Origin of the sequence: Prevotella sp. 885, from assembly GCF_002265625.1 — a bacterium.
GTDB lineage: Bacteria > Bacteroidota > Bacteroidia > Bacteroidales > Bacteroidaceae > Prevotella.
Genome location: NZ_NOVE01000043.1, coordinates 1 through 19,864, shown reverse-complemented (window position 1 = coordinate 19,864; position 19,864 = coordinate 1). Strand labels below are relative to the sequence as shown.

The following is a 19,864-nucleotide window of genomic DNA, read 5'->3' as shown; positions in this document are numbered from 1 at the left end:
GGATGTACGGATTATTCGAGTTTGATGCTAAGACCAAGACCGCTTAACTCGTGCAGGAGCACGTTGAGCGACTCAGGAATGCCCGGTGTAGGCATCGGGTCACCCTTGACGATGGCCTCGTAAGCCTTAGAGCGTCCCACGGTGTCGTCAGACTTGATGGTGAGGATCTCCTGAAGTACGTGGCTGGCGCCGAATGCCTCGATGGCCCAAACCTCCATCTCTCCGAAACGCTGACCACCGAACTGTGCCTTACCACCGAGCGGCTGCTGAGTGATGAGTGAGTACGGACCGATGGAACGTGCGTGCATCTTGTCCTCGACCATGTGGCCGAGCTTGAGGAAGTATGTCACGCCGACTGTAGCAGGCTGGTCGAAACGCTCGCCTGTCTCGCCGTCGTAGAGGTGAGTAGAGCAAAGGTGAGGCAGTCCTGCCTTGTCTGTCCACTCTGAAAGGTCTTCCAGCTTAGCACCGTCGAAGATAGGCGTAGCGAACTTGACACCGAGCTTGCGGCCTGCAGCACCGAGAATAGCCTCGAAAATCTGTCCAAGGTTCATACGTGAAGGCACACCCAGCGGGTTGAGCACCAAGTCAACGGGACGTCCGTCCTCGAGGAACGGCATATCCTCCATACGTACAATCTTAGATACGATACCCTTGTTACCGTGACGACCGGCAAGCTTATCACCTACACCGATCTTACGCTTCTTGGCTACGTATACCTTAGCCATACGCAGGATGCCCGAAGGCAGCTCGTCGCCGATGGTGATGGCAAACTTCTTACGCTTCAGCTCAGCGTCGAGGAGCTTGTACTTGCGGATGTAGTTCATGATGAGCTTAGAGATGAGCATATTGGTATGCTCGTCGTCTGTCCATCCGTTCGACTGGATGCCGTCATACTCAAGGTTCTTGAGCATTGTGGCAGTAACCTTGGCACCCTTGTTGATGATCTCAGCACCTGAGTAGTCCTTGATGCCCATAGAGGTCTTGTCCTCCATGAGGGTAAGGAGCTTGTCAACAAGGATGTCCTTGAGGTCGTCGTTCTTTGCCTCGTACTCCTCGTCAATCTTGGCAAGTATCACCTTGTCCTGCTTCTTCGACTCGCGTGTCTTGATGGCACGTGCGAAGAGCTTCTTGTCGATGACAACACCGCTGAGTGACGGATTGGCCTTGAGAGAAGAATCCTTTACGTCGCCTGCCTTGTCGCCGAAGATGGCGCGGAGCAGCTTCTCCTCCGGTGACGGGTCGCTCTCACCCTTCGGCGAGATCTTACCGATCATGATGTCACCCGGCTCGATACGTGCACCGATACGAACGATACCGTTGTCGTCGAGGTCCTTTGTGGCTTCCTCGCTGACGTTGGGGATGTCGCTTGTGAACTCCTCTACGCCACGCTTTGTCTCGCGGACGTCGAGTGAGTACTCATCGACGTGTACAGATGTGAGGACATCGTCACGAACCATGCGCTCTGAAAGCACGATGGCGTCCTCATAGTTATATCCCTTCCAAGGCATGTATGCCACGAGGAGGTTACGTCCGAGTGCAAGCTCGCCGTTCTCTGTTGCATATCCCTCGGTGAGGATGTCGCCCTTCTTCACTCGCTGTCCCTTGTTACAGATAGGACGGAGGTCGATGGTCATATTCTGGTTGGTGCGGCGGAACTTAGGAATGCGATATTCCTTGAGTGCCGGCTCGAAGCTTACAAACTCCTCGTCATCGGTGCGGTCGTAGAGGATGCGGATGGTCGTTGCATCTACATACTCGATAACACCCTCGCCCTCGGCTGTAACCATAGTGCGTGAGTCCTCGCACACCTGCTTCTCCAGACCGGTGCCCACAATAGGAGCATCATTGTGGAGCAAAGGTACTGCCTGGCGCATCATGTTACATCCCATGAGCGCACGGTGACCGTCGTCATGCTCGAGGAACGGGATAAGACCGGCAGATACTGAAGCAATCTGCTGCGGCGATACGTCCATAAGGTCAACTTCTGAAGGCGGCACTACCGGGAACTCAGCGTTCTGGCGGCACTTTACATTGTCGCGGATGAACGAACCGTCCTCGCGGAGCGGAGCGTTACCCTGACCGATGATGTGGCCTTCCTCTTCCTCAGCGGTGAGGTAGACAACGTTCTTGTTGTCGAGGTCAACCAATGAATCGTGAACCTTACGGTACGGAGTGGCGATGAAGCCAAGCTCATTGATGGTGGCGTATACACAGAGAGAAGAGATAAGACCGATGTTCGGACCCTCAGGGCTCTCAATAGGACAAAGGCGACCATAGTGTGTATAGTGAACGTCTCGAACCTCGAAACCTGCGCGCTCACGAGAGAGACCGCCAGGACCAAGGGCTGAGAGACGACGCTTGTGCGTAACCTCGGCGAGCGGGTTGGTCTGGTCCATGAACTGTGACAGAGGGTTGGTGCCGAAGAACGAGCTTACAACGCTGGAGATGGTCTTAGCGTTGATAAGGTCGGTGGGCTGGAACACCTCATTGTCGCGGACATTCATACGCTCGCGGATGGTGCGGCTCATACGTGCCAGACCGATAGAGAACTGGTTGGAGAGCTGCTCGCCAACTGTGCGGACACGACGGTTAGAAAGGTGGTCGATATCGTCCACAGTGGCGTTCGAGTTAACAAGCTGGATGAGATACTTGATAATCTCTATGATGTCGTCCTTTGTGAGGACGCGAACCTCAGAATCGGTGTCGAGACCGAGCTTCTTGTTGATACGGTAACGTCCAACCTCGCCGAGGTCGTAACGCTTGTCAGAGAAGAAGAGGTTCTGGAACACTTCACGTGCTGAAGCGTCATCGGCAGGATCGGCATTGCGGAGCTGGCGGTAGATATAGAGCACAGCCTCCTTCTCAGAGTTCGACGGGTCCTTGCCGAGAGTGTTGAAGATGATGGAATACTTGGAAGCAGCGTCTGCGTCCTTGTGGAGAAGAACTGATGTGGGCTCTGCCTCGAGGATATCCTCGATGTTGTCCTCAGTAAGCTCTGTCTCACGCTCCATTACCACCTCGTTACGCTCGATTGAAACAACCTCGCCCGTATCCTCGTCAACGAAATCCTCGTTCCAAGACTTCAAGACACGTGCGGCGAGCTTGCGGCCAATACAAGCCTTCAGGTTCTTCTTGTTCACCTTTACCTCCTCGGCAAGGTCGAAGATCTGGAGGATGTCCTTATCCTGCTCGTAGCCCATGGCACGGAGAAGCGTAGTTACCGGCAACTTCTTCTTACGGTCAATGTATGCGTACATGACGTTGTTGATGTCGGTAGCGAACTCAATCCAAGAGCCCTTGAACGGAATGATACGTGCAGAATAGAGCACTGTTCCGTTGGCGTGTACGCCCTGTCCGAAGAATACGCCCGGCGAACGGTGAAGCTGTGATACTACGACGCGCTCAGCACCATTGATAACGAAAGTGCCGTTGCTCGTCATGTAGGGGATTGTGCCAAGGAAGACATCCTGGATGAATGTGCCGAAGTCCTCGTGGTCGGGATCCGTACAGTAGAGTTTCATCTTAGCCTTCAAAGGTACGCTATATGTCAGACCACGCTCAAGGCACTCGTCAATGGAGTAGCGCGGCGGGTCGATATAGTAATCCAAGAACTCAAGAACGAAATTGTTACGTGTGTCGGTGATAGGGAAGTTCTCAGAGAACACCTTATACAAGCCGTCATTCTTGCGTTCTTCAGGCGGAGTGTCTAACTGAAGGAAATCCTTAAAGGACTTGAGCTGCACATCGAGGAAATCCGGATATGGCAACGGATTATGGACGCTGGCAAAATTTACTCTGTTATCAACAATTTTTGAAGCCATCAGAAGTATTTAAAGGGTGAGTAAAAAAATCAGTGAATGTGAAAAGACACAAAAAGGTTAGGACCCGCCTACTTGGAAGATCCTAACCATATAAGTTTTCAAGAAACGTTGTGGTTGATAAATTCAATGTGCGTAAACGCATTACGCGACTCGTCAACCACAGACGTCCGAGTAGTCAACGTAATGTTTTATTACTTGAGCTCTACCTTAGCACCAGACTCCTCGATAGCCTTCTTCAAGTTCTCAGCCTCCTCCTTAGAGAGACCTTCCTTGATCTTAGCAGGAGCGCCGTCTACGAGATCCTTAGCTTCCTTCAAGCCAAGACCGCAAGCTTCCTTAACTGCCTTTACAACCTGGAGCTTAGCGCCACCAACCTCAGCGAGGATAACGTCGAAAGAAGACTTCTCCTCAGCAGCCTCACCGCCTGCAGCGGGACCAGCTGCTACAGCTACAGCTGCAGCTGCGGGCTCAATTCCGTACTCCTCCTTGAGGACTGTTGCCAACTCATTTACTTCCTTTACTGTAAGATTTACCAATTCTTCAGCAATAGCTTTGATATCTGCCATTTTATTTAAATTTTAATTGTTTTTAATGTTAATGTTTTGTGACTTGGAGTTGAATTACTCAGGACGCTCGCCCAAAGTCTTAAGCACACCGTGAATAGTGTTTGCGCCTGACTGAAGAGCAGAGATAACGTTCTTTGCCGGAGACTGCAGCAATGCCACGATGTCGGCAATAACCTCGTTCTTGCTCTTGAGAGCTACAAGTGCCTCGAGCTGGTCAGCACCGAAGATGGTCTCCTCAGCATAAGCAGCCTTGAGTGCGGGAACGCCCTCTTTCTTGTATTCCTTAAGAAGCTTAGCGGGAACGTTGGCTGTATGACAGAACATAACAGCGGTTGTGCCCTTAAGAGCTCCGTACATGGGCTCGAAATCGATCTCGCTTGCCTGGAAAGCCTCACGAAGAAGGTTGTTCTTCACAACCGTCATCTTGATCTGGTTCTTGAAGCACTTGCGACGAAGGTTGCTTGTTGCCTCAGCGTTGAGTCCAGCAAGGTCGACGAGATAGAAGTGAGGATATTCCTTCAGCTTCTCACCGAGCTCAGCAATAATAGTATCTTTGATTTCTTTCTTCATTTTACAAAACTTTTAGAGTTACTCAACTGATTTCGGATCAACCTTGATACCCTTACTCATAGTGCTCGAAATAAAGATACTCTTGATGTATGTACCTTTAGCAGCAGCAGGCTTGAGCTTGATGATTGTAGCGATGAACTCCTTGGCATTCTGATAGATCTGCTCCGGAGTGAAGTTCACCTTACCGATTGACGTGTGGATGATACCAGCCTTGTCAACCTTAAAGTCAATCTTACCCTGCTTTACTTCCTTAACTGCCTTAGCAACGTCCATTGTTACGGTACCGCTCTTGGGGTTAGGCATAAGTCCACGAGGACCGAGGATACGGCCGATAGGACCAATCTTACCCATGCAAGAAGGCATTGTGATGATTACGTCTACGTCAGTCCAACCACCCTTGATCTTCTCGATATACTCGTCAAGACCAACATAGTCGGCACCAGCTTCCTTAGCAGCAGCTTCCTGATCGGGAGTACAGAGAGCGAGCACGCGTGTAACCTTACCAGTTCCGGCAGGCAGCGAAACGACGCCACGAACCATCTGGTTTGCCTTACGCGGGTCAACGCCCAAGCGTACATCAATATCAATAGAAGCGTCGAACTTGGTAGTGGTGATTTCCTTTACCAGCTCTGAAGCCTCTTTCAGTGTGTATGCCTTCCCTGCTTCAACCTTGTCAGCTACTGATTTTTGATTTTTTGTCAGTTTCATTTTTTCGAATTGAAGTTATTAAACATTCTCAGGGAAGTCTCCCTCTACAGTAATACCCATACTTCTTGCTGTTCCAGCAACCAGTCTCATTCCTGATTCAACTGTAAAGCAGTTCAAATCCTTCAGTTTGTCCTCAGCGATTGCTTTTACCTGCTCCCAAGTTACTTTACCAACTTTCTGGCGGTTAGGCTGGGCTGAGCCACTCTTTACCTTGGCTGCCTCCTTGAGCTGTACTGCTGCAGGAGGAGTCTTCAGTTCGAAGCTGAATGATTTATCGGTGTAGTAGGTGATAACAACAGGAATGATCTTGCCTGCCTTATCCTGGGTTCTGGCGTTGAACTCCTTGCAGAATCCCATAATGTTGATACCCTTAGAACCAAGAGCAGGTCCTACTGGAGGTGAAGGATTCGCAGCGCCACCTTTAATCTGTAATTTGATTAATCCAGCAACTTCTTTAGCCATTTTGTCTGTTAATATTTAATTGATTATTATAAAAGAATTCCGATGCGTTCGTAACAATGCATCAGCCTTCCTTTTCGACTTGCATAAAACCGAGTTCCAACGGAGTCTTACGTCCGAAGATTTTGACCATCACCTTAAGTTTGCGCTTCTCGGCACTCACCTCTTCGATGACGCCACTGAAGCCGGAGAATGGACCGTCTGCCACCTTTACTGTCTCGCCCACCATGTAGGGAACGTCTACAGTATCGACAACCTCTGTCTCTTCGCAGCTACCGAGCATGCGATTGATTTCGGATTGTGGGACAGGCGACGGGTTATCCAAACCGCCAAGAAAGCCAAGCACATTAGGTGAGAAGCGCAACTTGTGAGCCACGTCACCAACGAGCGCTGCTTCTACGAATACGTAGCCAGGGAGAGAAATCTTCTCCTTAACCACCTTCTTGCCATTACGCAAAGAAACGTGCTTCTCGAGCGGCAGTACCACCTGGGAAACATGTTTTTCGAGCAACGGATCGTGCTTAATCTCAGCGTCAAGATACTCCTTAACTTTAGCTTCTTTTCCGCTGGAAGCACGCAGCACGTACCATTTTTTTTCTGTCTGAGCCATTTTTCTTGAGCGATTAACCTGGGTATACCATTGTCATGACCCACTTAAACAGGGAGTCCATTGCGAAAACTACCACGGCAATGACAAGGGAAGCAGATAATACAATCACTGCGCTGTGGTTTAGTTCAGCATACTTTGGCCAAGTAGTTTTATGCGCAAGTTCGTCGTAACAAGCCTTGCAATAATTTACTAACTTTTTAAACATATTATCTTCTTTTTTGCACGGGAAGAGAGGCTCGAACTCCCGACACCTGGTTTTGGAGACCAGTGCTCTACCAACTGAGCTATTCCCGTAGGATAGTTCCTGCGCTATGCAGCGACAGGAACTATTTTTATCTTAGACAACCTTCTTGCGAAGGTCAGCCTTAGGCTGTGATTAGTCCTCGAGGATCTTTGTGATCTGACCAGAACCTACTGTACGGCCACCCTCACGGATAGCGAAACGGAGGCCCTCGTTGAGAGCTACAGCGTAGATAAGCTCAACCTCGATCTCTACGTTATCACCAGGCATTACCATCTCAACTCCCTCAGGAAGCTTGATCTCACCGGTGCAGTCCATAGTACGGAGGTAGAACTGAGGACGATACTTGTTGCCGAACGGAGTGTGACGACCACCCTCTTCCTTCTTCAAAACGTAGATAGAAGCCTTGAAGTGCTTGTGAGGCTTGATCTGACCCGGGTGGCAGAGTACCATACCGCGCTTGATCTCGTTCTTGTCGATACCACGGAGGAGCAGACCAACGTTATCGCCAGCTTCACCCTCTTCGAGGATCTTACGGAACATCTCAACACCAGTTACGACACACTTCTTGTCCTCACCGAGGCCAAGGAGCTCAGTCTCGTCGCCTACCTTAACGCGACCAGTCTCGATACGACCAGTAGCAACAGTACCACGACCTGTGATTGAGAATACGTCCTCAATAGGCATCAAGAAAGGCTTGTCGAGGTCACGGGGAGGCTCCTGAATCCAAGTATCAACAGCGTCCATAAGCTCCATTACCTTGTCTACCCACTTCTCTACACCATTGAGTGCACCAAGAGCAGAACCACGAATGATAGGAGTATCCTCCTCATAGCCGTACTGGTCGAGGATCTCGCGAACCTCCATCTCTACGAGCTCGAGCATCTCCTCGTCCTCTACCATATCGCACTTGTTCAAGAAAACGACCATGCGGGGAACGTTCACCTGACGAGCGAGGAGGACGTGCTCACGTGTCTGAGGCATAGGACCGTCAGTAGCAGCAACAACAAGGATAGCACCGTCCATCTGAGCAGCACCAGTTACCATGTTCTTTACATAGTCGGCGTGACCCGGGCAGTCTACGTGAGCGTAGTGACGGTTAGCTGTTTCGTACTCGATGTGAGCAGAGTTGATGGTGATACCACGCTCTTTCTCCTCAGGAGCGTTATCGATCTGGTCGAAAGACTTAACATCCTCGCCGCCGAAACCCTTGTCGTGAAGAGTCTTTGAGATGGCAGCAGTAAGAGTGGTCTTACCATGGTCTACGTGACCAATCGTACCAATGTTTACGTGCGGTTTGGTGCGCACAAATGTTTCTTTAGCCATAGCTTTGTATTTTATATATAAATTGTTTATTCTGTTTTTCTTCTGATTCTCGGTTTAAGAATAGAAGTAGAGCTGTAACTGAGAGTTGAACTCAGGACCTCTTCCTTACCAAGGAAGTGCTCTACCACTGAGCTATTACAGCAACTTAGAGCGGAAAACGGGGCTCAAACCCGCGACCCCCAGCTTGGAAGGCTAGTGCTCTATCAACTGAGCTATTTCCGCAAGTAAGTAAAAAAGAAGGTGGGTGGTGATGGATTCGAACCACCGAAGGCATAGCCAGCAGATTTACAGTCTGCCCCATTTGGCCACTCTGGTAACCACCCGTCCCATTAAATAAAATCGCTCTAATAATTTAGGTAGCGCGAAAAGAAGGTTGCGACCAACCATCCTGTTTTCGTTTGAGCCTCTTGTCGGATTCGAACCAACGACCCCGAGATTACAAATCACGTGCTCTGGCCAACTGAGCTAAAGAGGCAAAATCCTTGCAGCCGTTTAACTGCGATTTAGGACTCGTTCTAAAACGGCTGCAAAGATACGACTTATTTTTCAACCGCCAAAACTTTTCGGCTTTTTTTTTACATATTACGTGATTTTTCTTTGAATTTGGTCAGCTGCACCTTCATTGCGTCCACGCAGAGGTCTACTCCCTCCTCGAAAGTGTCGCAGGTCTTCTCCACGAACAGAGTCTGTCCCGGCACTGCCACCGTGAGGCTTGTCTCCTTGTTCTGTGCTGTCGCGGGCTTTACCACCTTGAGCTGCACTTCTGCTGTCTTGATATCCTCGAAAGTCTTCTCGAGCTTTGCGACTTTCTTCTCTATGAACTCCTGCAGTTTCTCTGTAGCGTCGAAATGTATCGACTGAATCTTGATCTCCATAGTTTCCTCCTTTTTCTTGGTTTAGGAGCACGGTATGCGTTAGTAGCTTGCGGCTCACTTACGTTTCCCGCACTTGGGTTAGTTAATATATAGGTTAATCTCTGGGATGTGCTTTACGGTATGCGTCGCGGAGCTGCCTGAAGGAAGTGTGGGTGTAGATCTCCGTTGTGGAGAGTCGCTCATGTCCGAGGAGCTTCCTCACGCTTTCGATGTCGGCGCCGTTGTCCAGCAGGGCTGTGGCATAGCTGTGACGCAGCACGTGCGGCGAGCGCTTCTTGAGTTTGCATACGAGCGAGAGGCTTCTCTTTACTGCCGTCCTCACTTGAATTGCGCTCATGCGTTGTCCGCGGTTGTCGGTGAAGAGTGCGTGTGTGGCACGTTCGGGCGTCTCTGCGTTGCGGCGTTCCTTATATCGGCTTATGGCTTCTGCCAGTTCGTCGCCGAAGGGGATGACGCGCTGCTTGCTGCCCTTTCCCATGACTCGCAGTTCCCGATTGTCGATGCTGACGTCTGCGTCGTCCAGCCCGATGAGTTCGGAGAGTCGCATTCCGGTTTCGTAGAACGCTATTATTATTGTACGCGTGCGTACACTATTATAGTCGTCGCCCCACTCCACTTGGTCGAGCAGCCGTTCCATCTCGTCTTCTCTCACGAACTGCGGCAGGGGTCTGCGCTTCTTCGGTCCGTTGACGGCGTAAGCCGGATCGCGGCTGACCAGTCCGTGTGAGAGCGCGAACCTATAGAACGACTTGAGCGCCGACAGCCTTCGGCATACGCTTGTGGCTGTATTGCCGCGGTCCATCATGTCCTCCATCCAGTCACGGACGACGTCCGTGTCGACGGTCTCGAACGTGAGGTCTGCCTCCAAGCTATGGAAGTAGGCTTGGAACGCTTCCAGGTCTCTGCGATAGCTTTCGATGGTCCGTTCCGAGCGTCCGCGTTCATAGCGCATATAGTCGGTGAAATCCGTAATAGTCATAGGTCTTCACACTGTTTTTATTTCGTCAACGAAAATACGGCTTTTATTTCGTATCTCCAAATTTTTAGCTTAATATTTTTCATTCTAACACATTTTTATCACATCTTTTCCCTTATAGGCAAAAAAAGAGATGGCAAAAGCCGGTTTTAGCCTGACTTTTGCCATCTCCTGCCCCACCGTCGTCACATCCTTACACATACGTCAAGCATGCGGTCAGGCGGGTTTTCAATATCTTAAAAATGATTATATGTCTGTGTTAGTACACCTCCTGTTACATCTGTCCTCGCCGTCACTATATATATAATGTATAGGCGGGACCTTATTAGTTAGCGAATTGAGAAGCTGAGATTACTCCTCGTTGTCACGGAGCTGCTGTACGTAGATAGCGTGCTCCATCTTGAGTCTCTTAAGTACAGAAGGCTTGTTGTACTGCTGACGAGCGCGGAGTTCCTTCACAACGCCTGTCTTCTCAAACTTTCTCTTGAACTTCTTGAGAGCTCTTTCGATGTTCTCACCATCCTTAACTGGTACGATAATCATTTTGTTTTCTTTTGTTTAATTTGGTTATTAATTATGTTACTTCGTGGCATCATGCCACAAATGTGGGTGCAAAATTACTAATTATTTGTCAATCAGCCAATTTTTACAGCAACTTTCTTGTCAAAAAAACATGTCTTCCCGTCCGCCATGCAAATATCGTACAAAGAGTAAAAACATGTTACAAAATAAAAATCGGTTTTAGAGTTCTGATTTGCTGTTTTTACGGTGTTTTGCTGTGCAAACAGCACCCATGTTTAACAATAGCGCCACTTTTACAGTGCAATAGTGCCACTATTAGAGTGTAAAAGTGGCGCTATTGCATGATAAAAGTGGCACTATTAGAGCGTAAAAGTGGCGCTATTGCACCCCTATGATGCGTGTATTCATTGCACATTTCTTCGTCTGTCAGCATAATCATTTGTGTGTCAACACACTATCGCTGCACGCTCAAAACTCAAGAATTTCGCATCAAAGATTTTGTTGTGCGCTGAACTCATAGTATTGAGCGTTAGAAATGCAAATATTGTGTCGGACGGCAAGGCGTCCGCTATGTTTTTTAGGCTATTCTGGTTGGCATTTAAGGACTTCATCAGGTAGCATCATACGGCAGTCGGCTTCGGACAAGGGATGTTCCTTCAGGAAAAGTACATATATGACGTTTTTGCCCTGCGCGAACGGAGCCTTCTGGGTCTTGGCCTTCAGCTTCAAGAGAAGGCGGTCAGCATAATCAGCCGACTTCCATTTACATTCTCCCACAAGTATAGTGCCCCTGTCGTCTGCAGCCTCAGCAACAACATCAAACTCCAGTTCGTCAAATCCTATCGGAGTCTTGCGCCCTTCCTCGTACACAGGCACCTTTCCCCACCAGCGGCGAGCCATATTCCAAGTATGGCCGAAGAGCTGGTTACCGGAAACGGCTGTCTGACACAAGCGCTCCCATACATTTCCGACTAACGCGGGCAATCCGCTCTCTATCTTCTGCGTCACAAACCCGGTCCTGCCAAGAGCAAGCATCGAACGGTGTGGCTCTATGAACGTATAGTAGAAAGCCATGAAGTTGTCGTCTATGACATATAGCGTCTTCTTGGTCTTATCCTCGCTCTCGCCGAAGGGAACGTCTTTGCTGATGTACGACATCTCCGACAGAGCCGACAACGGCTTCGATATTTCGGTGGTTTTCTTGCCAATGGCTGACGCAACGGCAGAATATCTGGTATTGCCGTGTCCGATGGCGGTCATGATTGACTGGAACGGAGCTATATCGTTGGCCTCGTCAATAAACAATGACGTAGGTTCGCCGAAAAGGATGCCATGCTCGTCGAGCACAAGTTGGTCAATGGCTTCCTTCAGCGAAGAATATTCTTCTCTTAACGCCCAATAGCGAGGAACTCCGCCCCACACGCTATATTCCTCTATGGTGCTGACAGCGTCAAGGCACATAGCCTCCTGCCAATGCTGCGGACGGATGGGACGAAGATTAATCTTTTCATTGGCTCGTCCATAGAGAGGGTCAGACTTGTCGAGGACAAAATGCTGCATCATGCGTTGTGACGAGCCGCAAATGACGAGATGATAACGGAGCGTGCCGCTGTCTATGATGTTCTGCAATACGGACGGCAAAGAAGGATCCTTCTCCACCATATACGGAAACTCGTCAAGGACAAGCACGGTTCTGTCCTTGCAAACTCTGTTGAACGCCATGAGAACAGACTTCCATGACGGATAAAGGGGCATATCGAAGCCGCTGTACTGACAGGCTATCGTCCCTGCAAGAAGCGAAATCTGGACTTGGCTTTCCTGACGCCCAGCCTCGAAATAGATGTCGTCCTCATTTATCACCCTCTTGAGCAATGTGGATTTGCCAAGACGACGTCGACCATAGATGACAACAAACTTACTCGTTTCCGAACCGAACGCCCTCTCAAGACGCTTCTGTTCCTTGCTTCTGTCTACGAATTCCATATTAGAAAATGATTTTTCAGAAAATGATTCCTGTAAATATGTTTTTGCAAAAATACACTTTTCCAAGGGAACTTACAAGCGAACAGCACATTTTTTCTCGAGTGAACTTATGTATCTATATGATTTAAGCAGCATATACAGTTTGTGTTTTGAATGGTCTTTTCCGATTATGGGCGCATGCCGTGCACAAAGAAAAGGCTTTACGTTAGGGCATCGAGAACTGGTTCTCGTAAGACCTAATGTAAAGCCTTTTCTTTAAGCAATCCGTCCGCCTATCTCTTCACTCTCTTCACGCCGTCCACGATGTAGATGCCGGCGGGGAGCTCGTTCCATGACTGGGTCTGCTTAACGCCCTGAACGGTGAAGATGCCCTTCTTGCGGGCGGGCACGTCTGCTGTGATGTCGTTGATGCCGCTTGCGGAAGGCTCAATCACCACCTTGTCGGTGACCACCTCGCCGTTGAGCATCACAGCGTGCAAGTCTGCGTCGAAGGCAGCGCCAGCAGGCTGGGAGATAGCACAGCCGTCAAGAATGAGGTCTTGGAGGTCGCAGACCGAACCCCTGACACCAGTAGCCTCAACGTATGCGTTGCGTAGGGTCAGCACCTCACCATTTTTACCATACTGTTGTCCTGCTATACCAAAACCCCATTTTGCATCTGCATACAGCTTGACGCCTTCAACAGTAAGCGAAGAGCGCATAAATATTCCACAATAATAATTATTATCGCAGAGCAGTCTGAGAGTTCCAGAACCACTAATGGTAGATGCTTGAAGTAGAGAAATGCATGATGCGTTTGTGTCAATAGTGTCATTGCCGACTACCTCTATCTTCACATTCTCATTATTAAAAACCGAAATTCCATCATAAATGGATACGATAGCAGCATCCTCCATAGTAAGAGTATTAGTCTCGGGATTGTAGCTTACCTTTCCCCTCACTCCCTTAATAACGCTAAGGTCCTTGCAGTTTTGGGGTGTCACGTTCTTGCCGGCAATCTTAATGCCATAGTTGTTGTCAGGCTCTATTATCACCTTGTCGGTGACCACCTCGCCGTCAAGCGCCAGAGCGTACAGTTCTGTGTCGTAGGCAGCACCAGCGGGTTGGGTGATAACGCTGCCGTCAAGCCAGAAACCGCTGAGGTCACAGACGGAACCGTAAGAGCCCGTAGCTTCCACATAGGAGTCGGTTATGACCAGTACTTCACTACTCTTACCATCATATCCTGCTATACCCCATTTTCCTTCCACATACAGCTTGACGCTATCAATATCAACCTCCCTGCGCATAAATATTCCACAATTATTATGGCTCTTCAGTCTGAAAGTTCCCGGTCCGCTAATGGAGGACTCATTCTTTAACGAAACGCATACGCCATCTGTCGTAATACTGTTATTGCCGACTACTTTAATCTTCACGTGCGAATTTCTATCAATTAAAATTCCAATACGAGCATCGGTTGCGTTGATAGTAACATCCTCCATGGTAAGGGTATTAGTATTGAAATTGTAGCTCATCTTTCCCTCAACACCGTCAATAACGCTGAGGTCATTGCAGTTTAGGGCTGTAACTTCCTCGCCGGCGACCTTAATGCCATAGCCGTTAGGCTCAATCACCACCTTGCCGGAAGTAAGCCATCCGTCAACCGCCACACCGCCGAGATTATTGTCGAACTTCGCACCATTCGGCATGGTGATATAGCAGTCTTCGAGATTGAGATCGGCAATTTTGGCTATAGAGCCGTAGTCTTCATCGGCGTTGAGTGCGCCTTCGGCGCCCTTGGCTACTACGTAGGATTTGCGTATGGTGAGCTCATCATCGTATTGACCAGATCCGGATATGCCATAATTTCCTACAGCTATCACCTGACAGTATTGGATGGTAAGGGGAACGTTACACATAGCCAAGGCGCTATAGTCAGACTTTACGTTGAGCATACTGCTGGCGCCGACACCTAAGATGGTAGTAGACTGAACTATACGAATGCCCGCTGAGTCCGCCGCAGTAATGTTGTTTTTGCCGAGCACCTTAATGACAAGACCTTCACATCTGTCATTAAGGATTGCCTCCTCTTTGGCATTAACGATGGTGGCGTTATCAAGAGTAAGGGTATTGGTGGCGGCATCGAAAGACACCTTGCCGCTCACTCCCTCAATGACGCTGAGGTCAGCGCAGTTTTCACTCGTCACCTCCACGCCGGCAATCTTAATGCCATACGCCTCTTGCGCCATCGCGAACGCTGACGACATCACCATTAACATAAGCATGAAGAACATGCGCATCCATGCGGCACCTCTTAGAGAACTCTCAAGAAGCGGTTGGATGACTGACTGGTTGTTGGGGTTTAGTTGTTTCATAATCAGATAGGTTTAGTATGTCAAACATGTTATTGTTTTGTGCTATGCCTTGAAAAGGCATCGTTCAGATATGCAAAGAAAGCGTTTTTTGGATAAAGTAAGTAGGATATTTCTTAAAAAAGTGCCTGAAATGTGTAATTTTACACAAAATAGGTACCAAAAATGTGTACGGCATCACATTTTTGGCACTTGAATAAATGACGTATGGATACAAAAAAAGCAGCAAGCCGTCCTTGTTTGATAAGGAATGCTTGCTGCTTTTTGTCGCCAGCGACTGGCTTGCCAGTCCGGAAGACTTAACCTGCCGTAGCAGATTACTTTCCGTGGTGCTCGTCAGATACTGTCAACTTCTTGCGGCCATGTGCGCGGCGAGAAGCCAATACGCGACGACCATTCTTTGTAGCCATACGCTCACGGAAACCATGCTTGTTCACGCGGCGACGATTGTGCGGCTGAAATGTTCTCTTCATTGTCTTATTATTTTTTATTTGTTGATATTCACGCTTTTGGGTTGCAAAATTACTCATTATTTTTGAAATATCAAAAGATAGATGTGTTTTTAGCCTAAATATTTACGTTTTTTTTCGTTTATGACGCAATATGGAGCCGTTATAGGACAAATACAGGCTAAAAGAAGTAAAAAAACGTGTCACGAATGGTTTTATCTGAGTGATTTTCACTAACTTTGCAAAAAATTACAGGAATAACATATAAATAAATATTAATACAGCAATGATCAATTCACAAGACATCAAGATGGGAACTTGCATCCGTATGGACGGCAAGCTTTTCTTCGTCATCGACTTCCTTCACGTAAAGCCAGGTAAGGGCAACACTTTCATGCGCGTTAAGCTTAAGAACGTTGTTGACGGCCGAGTGCTGGAGCGTCGTTTCGACATCAGCGAGAAGCTTGAGGATGTACGCGTTGAGCGCCGCCCCTACCAGTATCTCTACAAGGAGGGTGAAGACTATATCTTCATGAACCAGGAGACATACGACCAGATTCCTATCGCTGGCAACCTCATCACTGGTGTTGACTTCATGAAGGAGAGCGACATCATCGAGGTGGTTTCAGATGCTTCTACAGAGACCGTGCTCTTCGGTGAAATGCCTGTTAAGACCAACCTCCGCGTTACTCACTCTGAGCCGGGCATCAAGGGCGATACAGCAACCAACACTCTCAAGCCTGCCACTCTTGAGACTGGCGTTGAGATCCGCGTGCCCCTCTTCGTTAACGAAGGCGACCTCGTTCAGGTGGACACTCGCGACGGCAGCTACCTGCAGCGCGTAAAGGAGTAATGTCCTGAGAGAAAGAAACATACTAACACATAAGTAAGAAAGAGTAAAAAAGTAGAAAGCATTGGGGGAGGATGACCATCACGCCCTTATATGCTCCTTACTTTTTTACTCTTTTTTTTTCATAATACCCTGACAAACTATGATGTTCAGCATTATTATCCCCGTATACAACCGTCCGGACGAAGTGGACGAGTTGCTCGAGAGCCTTACGCGCCAGACGGTGAAGGACTTCGAGGTGGTTATCGTGGAGGACGGATCGAAGGTGCCGTGCCGCGATGTGTGCGAGAAATATGAAGCCAAGCTCGACATCCAATACTTCGCAAAGCCTAACTCCGGACCCGGACAGAGCCGCAACTACGGCGTGGAGCGAGCCAAGGGCGAGTATGTGCTCATCCTCGACTCTGACGTGGTGTTGCCCGAGGGCTACATCGCTGCCGTCAGCGCCGAACTGGAGCGCGAGCCTGCCGACGCTTTCGGCGGTCCGGACAGCGCCCACTCGTCGTTCACCGACACGCAGAAGGCCATCTCTTACTCCATGACGTCGTTCTTTACGACGGGTGGCATCCGCGGCGGAAAGAAGAAGCTCGACAAGTTTTATCCGCGTTCCTTCAACATGGGAGTGCGCCGCGACGTCTACGAACGTCTCGGAGGATTCTCGAAGATGCGCTTCGGCGAGGACATCGACTTCTCCATCCGCATCTTCAAGGCTGGCTGCCGCTGCCGCCTGTTCCCCGAAGCATGGGTGTGGCACAAGCGCCGCACGGACCTGAAGAAGTTCTTCCGTCAGGTCTATAACTCCGGCATCGCCCGCATCAATCTGTATAAGAAATACCCGGAGTCGCTGAAATTAGTGCACATGCTGCCGATGGTCTTCACGGTGGGCGTGCTGACAATGGCGGCTCTCTGCATAGCATTGCTCTTCCTCTGCCCCACCCTGGCTTGGCTGCCGCTCGTCCCCCTCGCCCTCTACAGCCTCATCATCTGCGCTGACTCGGCTCGCGAGAACCACAGTCTGCACATCGGCATCCTCAGCATCGCCGCCGCCTACACACAGCTGATGGGCTACGGCTTCGGCTTCATCGAGGCATGGTGGAAACGCTGCATAAGAGGAAAGTCAGAATTCTCGGCATTCGAGAAGAACTTCTACAGCTAAGCTTAGTTGAGAGTTCTGAGTCTTAGGCAAGGCTTTGACAAAAACAAATATCCACAAGCCTTTTATTGGCACACCCTTCGGGTTAATGATATCGCTTGGAGAATGGGCTTTACGAGAGCAATGCTCTCGACACCCATCCTCCAAACTATATCATGAGTGATGCCGCAGCATCACTGTGCCAACAAAAGGAAAAACACAAAAAACACAAGGTAATACAGGAGGGTCTATATAAATCCAAATGTTATGTATGTAATATATTATGTATGTACGATTATATACAATTTAAGCTACATATACAATTTGTGTTTTGAATGGTTTTTGTAAAAGCACAGCCTAACAGTTTAATTAACCTATTGAAAATCCTGATATATGTCACAAGACAAAGAACAGTCATTCGCAATCAATCTTTGGGCAGAAGAAGACCGTCCTCGCGAGAAGCTGCGCGACAAGGGAGCGGAGACGCTTACTGACGCCGAGCTGCTTGCCATCCTTATCGGGTCCGGATCGACAAAGGAGAGCGCCGTGCAGCTCATGCAGCGCATCATCAGCGACTGCGGCGGCAATCTTAATACGCTCGGCAAGATGCAACTGCGTGAGCTGACGGCATATAACGGCATCGGAGAGGCGAAGGCCATCACCATTCTGGCGGCGTGTGAGTTGGGCAAGCGACGAGCTGCATGCAAGGCTGCCGACCGCCCCGACATGGGTTCGGCGCAGGCTGTATACGACTTCATGCACCCCAAGATGCAGGACCTCGACACGGAGGAGGCATGGGTGCTGCTCATGAACCAGCGCTTCCGCCTCATCAAGCCCGTGAAGCTGTCGCACGGCGGACTGTCCGAGACGGCTGTGGACGTCCGCGTCATCCTGCGCGATGCTCTCCTCGCCAACGCCACCGTCCTCACCCTCATCCACAACCATCCCTCCGGCAACGCACGCCCCTCAGCTGACGACGACCGCATCACCAAGAAGCTGAAGACAGCCTGCGAAACAATGCGCCTCTACATGGTAGACCACGTAATCATCACCGACGGAGCTTACTATAGCTACGCCGAGGAAGGAAGGATATAGAGAGTTAGGAGTTCACATAAACCAATTAATAACGCAATGTTGACCTTAATTCGGATTATTTTCCCTAAATTTGCAGATATATAACAAGAAACAGAGCAAAAGAGATATGACACAAGAAGAAAAGACACAGATGGAAGAGCGCATCGTGGATGTGCTCAAGACTGTCTATGACCCCGAAATACCAGTCAACATCTACGACCTCGGACTTATCTACAAGATTGAGGTGAATGACGAGAGCGACGTCGACATCGACATGACCTTCACAGCACCGACATGTCCCGCTGCCGACTTCATCCTCGAAGACGTAAGACAGAAGGTGGAGGGACTCGAAGGCGTGCATAGCGCCGTCGTCAACCTCGTCTTCGAACCCGTCTGGGACCAGAGCATGATGACGGAAGAGGCTAAGTTTGAACTGGGTTTCGACTAAACAACAAAAAAAACTGATTGAGGATGAAAAACGTATATTTCCTTAGCGATGCCCACCTCGGCTCGTGGGCCATCGACCACAGCCGCACGCAGGAGCGACGGCTGGTTCGTTTCCTTGACAGCATAAAGACAAAGGCGCGCGCCATCTACCTCCTCGGCGACATGTTCGACTTCTGGTGCGAGTGGCGCTACGTGGTGCCTAAGGGCTACACGCGCTTTCTCGGCAAGCTGTCTGAACTGACAGATATGGGTGTGGAGGTGCACTTCTTCACCGGCAACCATGACATCTGGACATACGGATACTTGCAGGACGAGTGCGGACTCATTGTCCACACGAAGCCGGAGACAGTGGAGATATACGACCGCATCTTCTATCTTGCTCACGGCGACGGACTGGGCGACCCTGACCGCAAGTTCAAGCTGCTCAGCCGTGTGTTCCACAACAAGACATGCCAGCGCCTCTTCGCCATGCTACATCCACGTTGGGCGATGTGGTTCGGTCTGACGTGGGCTCGCGACTCTCGTCTGAAGCGTGCCGACGGCAAGGAGCCTCCTTACATGGGCGAGGACAAGGAATACCTGGTGCAGTTTGCCAAGCAATACATGAAGACGCACAAGGACGTAGACTACTTCATGTTCGGTCACCGTCACATCGAGCTTGACCTATTCCTTTCGAAGAAGACACGCCTCATGATTCTCGGCGACTGGATAACGCAGTTCACCTACGCCGTATTCGACGGCGAGCACATGTTCCTGGAGGAATACGTGGAGGGAGAAAGCCAACCGTAAACGACATAAGATAATAATAAAAGTAGCGGAGGTCTCCGGCCTCCGCAGCAAGCAAGAATAACACAAGTAATGTTACTAATTTGTTTGCTGCGGAGGTCTCCGGCCTCCG

Annotated in this window: 19 protein-coding genes and 5 tRNA genes; 5 read left to right on the top strand and 19 right to left on the bottom strand. The window is 49.6% G+C overall.

What is annotated here, in order from left to right; genetic code table 11:
- Positions 1–11 precede the first annotated feature (11 nt).
- The 19 genes from rpoB to rpmH all read right to left on the bottom strand — a co-directional run bounded on the left by rpoB (position 12) and on the right by rpmH (position 15,487).
- On the bottom strand, positions 12–3,824 hold the full coding sequence (rpoB, locus tag CHL74_RS11655) for a DNA-directed RNA polymerase subunit beta (protein ID WP_094881328.1): 3,813 nt from the start codon (positions 3,822–3,824) through the stop codon (positions 12–14).
- 191 nt (positions 3,825–4,015) lie between these two features.
- The gene (gene rplL / locus CHL74_RS11650; protein ID WP_094881327.1) at positions 4,016–4,390 is read right to left on the bottom strand and encodes a 50S ribosomal protein L7/L12; all 375 of its coding nucleotides are present in this window, start codon (positions 4,388–4,390) and stop codon (positions 4,016–4,018) included.
- Between the two features lie 54 nt (positions 4,391–4,444).
- Entirely contained in the window at positions 4,445–4,960 is a 516-nt protein-coding gene (rplJ, locus tag CHL74_RS11645) for a 50S ribosomal protein L10 (protein ID WP_094881326.1), read from the bottom strand.
- An 18-nt stretch (positions 4,961–4,978) separates the two neighbouring features.
- Positions 4,979–5,668, bottom strand: coding sequence for a 50S ribosomal protein L1 (gene rplA / locus CHL74_RS11640; protein WP_094881325.1), 690 nt, complete (start codon positions 5,666–5,668; stop codon positions 4,979–4,981).
- 18 nt (positions 5,669–5,686) lie between these two features.
- Positions 5,687–6,130 carry a 50S ribosomal protein L11 gene (gene rplK / locus CHL74_RS11635; protein ID WP_094881324.1) on the bottom strand — a complete coding sequence of 148 codons (444 nt, stop codon included), beginning with the start codon at positions 6,128–6,130 and terminating at the stop codon, positions 5,687–5,689.
- Positions 6,131–6,191: 61 nt separating this feature from the next.
- A complete protein-coding gene (gene nusG, locus CHL74_RS11630; protein WP_094881323.1) occupies positions 6,192–6,737 on the bottom strand; it encodes a transcription termination/antitermination protein NusG in 546 nt (181 codons plus the stop codon).
- A 13-nt stretch (positions 6,738–6,750) separates the two neighbouring features.
- Positions 6,751–6,942 carry a preprotein translocase subunit SecE gene (gene secE, locus CHL74_RS16585; protein WP_094881321.1) on the bottom strand — a complete coding sequence of 64 codons (192 nt, stop codon included), beginning with the start codon at positions 6,940–6,942 and terminating at the stop codon, positions 6,751–6,753.
- Between the two features lie 16 nt (positions 6,943–6,958).
- A tRNA-Trp gene (locus CHL74_RS11620) sits at positions 6,959–7,031 on the bottom strand.
- An 82-nt stretch (positions 7,032–7,113) separates the two neighbouring features.
- On the bottom strand, positions 7,114–8,304 hold the full coding sequence (tuf, locus tag CHL74_RS11615; protein WP_094881320.1) for an elongation factor Tu: 1,191 nt from the start codon (positions 8,302–8,304) through the stop codon (positions 7,114–7,116).
- Between the two features lie 70 nt (positions 8,305–8,374).
- Positions 8,375–8,446 (bottom strand) — tRNA-Thr (locus CHL74_RS11610).
- A 7-nt stretch (positions 8,447–8,453) separates the two neighbouring features.
- Positions 8,454–8,526, bottom strand: a tRNA-Gly gene (locus CHL74_RS11605).
- Positions 8,527–8,545: 19 nt separating this feature from the next.
- A tRNA-Tyr gene (locus CHL74_RS11600) sits at positions 8,546–8,627 on the bottom strand.
- Between the two features lie 78 nt (positions 8,628–8,705).
- Positions 8,706–8,779, bottom strand: a tRNA-Thr gene (locus CHL74_RS11595).
- A gap of 100 nt (positions 8,780–8,879) precedes the next feature.
- Positions 8,880–9,179, bottom strand: coding sequence for a ribosome hibernation-promoting factor, HPF/YfiA family (gene hpf / locus CHL74_RS11590; protein ID WP_094881318.1), 300 nt, complete (start codon positions 9,177–9,179; stop codon positions 8,880–8,882).
- A 94-nt stretch (positions 9,180–9,273) separates the two neighbouring features.
- A complete protein-coding gene (locus tag CHL74_RS11585; RefSeq protein ID WP_094881316.1) occupies positions 9,274–10,158 on the bottom strand; it encodes a tyrosine-type recombinase/integrase in 885 nt (294 codons plus the stop codon).
- Between the two features lie 348 nt (positions 10,159–10,506).
- The gene (rpsU, locus tag CHL74_RS11580; RefSeq protein WP_094881315.1) at positions 10,507–10,698 is read right to left on the bottom strand and encodes a 30S ribosomal protein S21; all 192 of its coding nucleotides are present in this window, start codon (positions 10,696–10,698) and stop codon (positions 10,507–10,509) included.
- Positions 10,699–11,259: 561 nt separating this feature from the next.
- Positions 11,260–12,660: an ATP-binding protein gene (locus tag CHL74_RS11575; protein ID WP_094881314.1), complete on the bottom strand. Its 1,401-nt coding sequence runs from the start codon at positions 12,658–12,660 to the stop codon at positions 11,260–11,262.
- A 272-nt stretch (positions 12,661–12,932) separates the two neighbouring features.
- Positions 12,933–15,017, bottom strand: a complete 2,085-nt coding sequence (locus tag CHL74_RS11570) for a hypothetical protein (protein WP_141241316.1) — start codon at positions 15,015–15,017, stop codon at positions 12,933–12,935.
- Positions 15,018–15,331: 314 nt separating this feature from the next.
- A complete protein-coding gene (rpmH, locus tag CHL74_RS11565; protein WP_004351099.1) occupies positions 15,332–15,487 on the bottom strand; it encodes a 50S ribosomal protein L34 in 156 nt (51 codons plus the stop codon).
- A gap of 262 nt (positions 15,488–15,749) precedes the next feature.
- Here rpmH and efp point away from each other — a divergent pair, with 262 nt between their 5' ends.
- The 5 genes from efp to CHL74_RS11535 all read left to right on the top strand — a co-directional run bounded on the left by efp (position 15,750) and on the right by CHL74_RS11535 (position 19,755).
- Positions 15,750–16,316, top strand: coding sequence for an elongation factor P (gene efp / locus CHL74_RS11560; protein WP_094881310.1), 567 nt, complete (start codon positions 15,750–15,752; stop codon positions 16,314–16,316).
- A 139-nt stretch (positions 16,317–16,455) separates the two neighbouring features.
- The gene (locus tag CHL74_RS11555) at positions 16,456–17,469 is read left to right on the top strand and encodes a glycosyltransferase (RefSeq protein WP_094881309.1); all 1,014 of its coding nucleotides are present in this window, start codon (positions 16,456–16,458) and stop codon (positions 17,467–17,469) included.
- Positions 17,470–17,838: 369 nt separating this feature from the next.
- The gene (gene radC, locus CHL74_RS11545; RefSeq protein ID WP_094881307.1) at positions 17,839–18,540 is read left to right on the top strand and encodes a RadC family protein; all 702 of its coding nucleotides are present in this window, start codon (positions 17,839–17,841) and stop codon (positions 18,538–18,540) included.
- 106 nt (positions 18,541–18,646) lie between these two features.
- Positions 18,647–18,967, top strand: a complete 321-nt coding sequence (locus CHL74_RS11540) for a metal-sulfur cluster assembly factor (protein ID WP_094881306.1) — start codon at positions 18,647–18,649, stop codon at positions 18,965–18,967.
- A 23-nt stretch (positions 18,968–18,990) separates the two neighbouring features.
- The gene (locus tag CHL74_RS11535; protein WP_094881305.1) at positions 18,991–19,755 is read left to right on the top strand and encodes a UDP-2,3-diacylglucosamine diphosphatase; all 765 of its coding nucleotides are present in this window, start codon (positions 18,991–18,993) and stop codon (positions 19,753–19,755) included.
- Positions 19,756–19,864 lie beyond the last annotated feature (109 nt).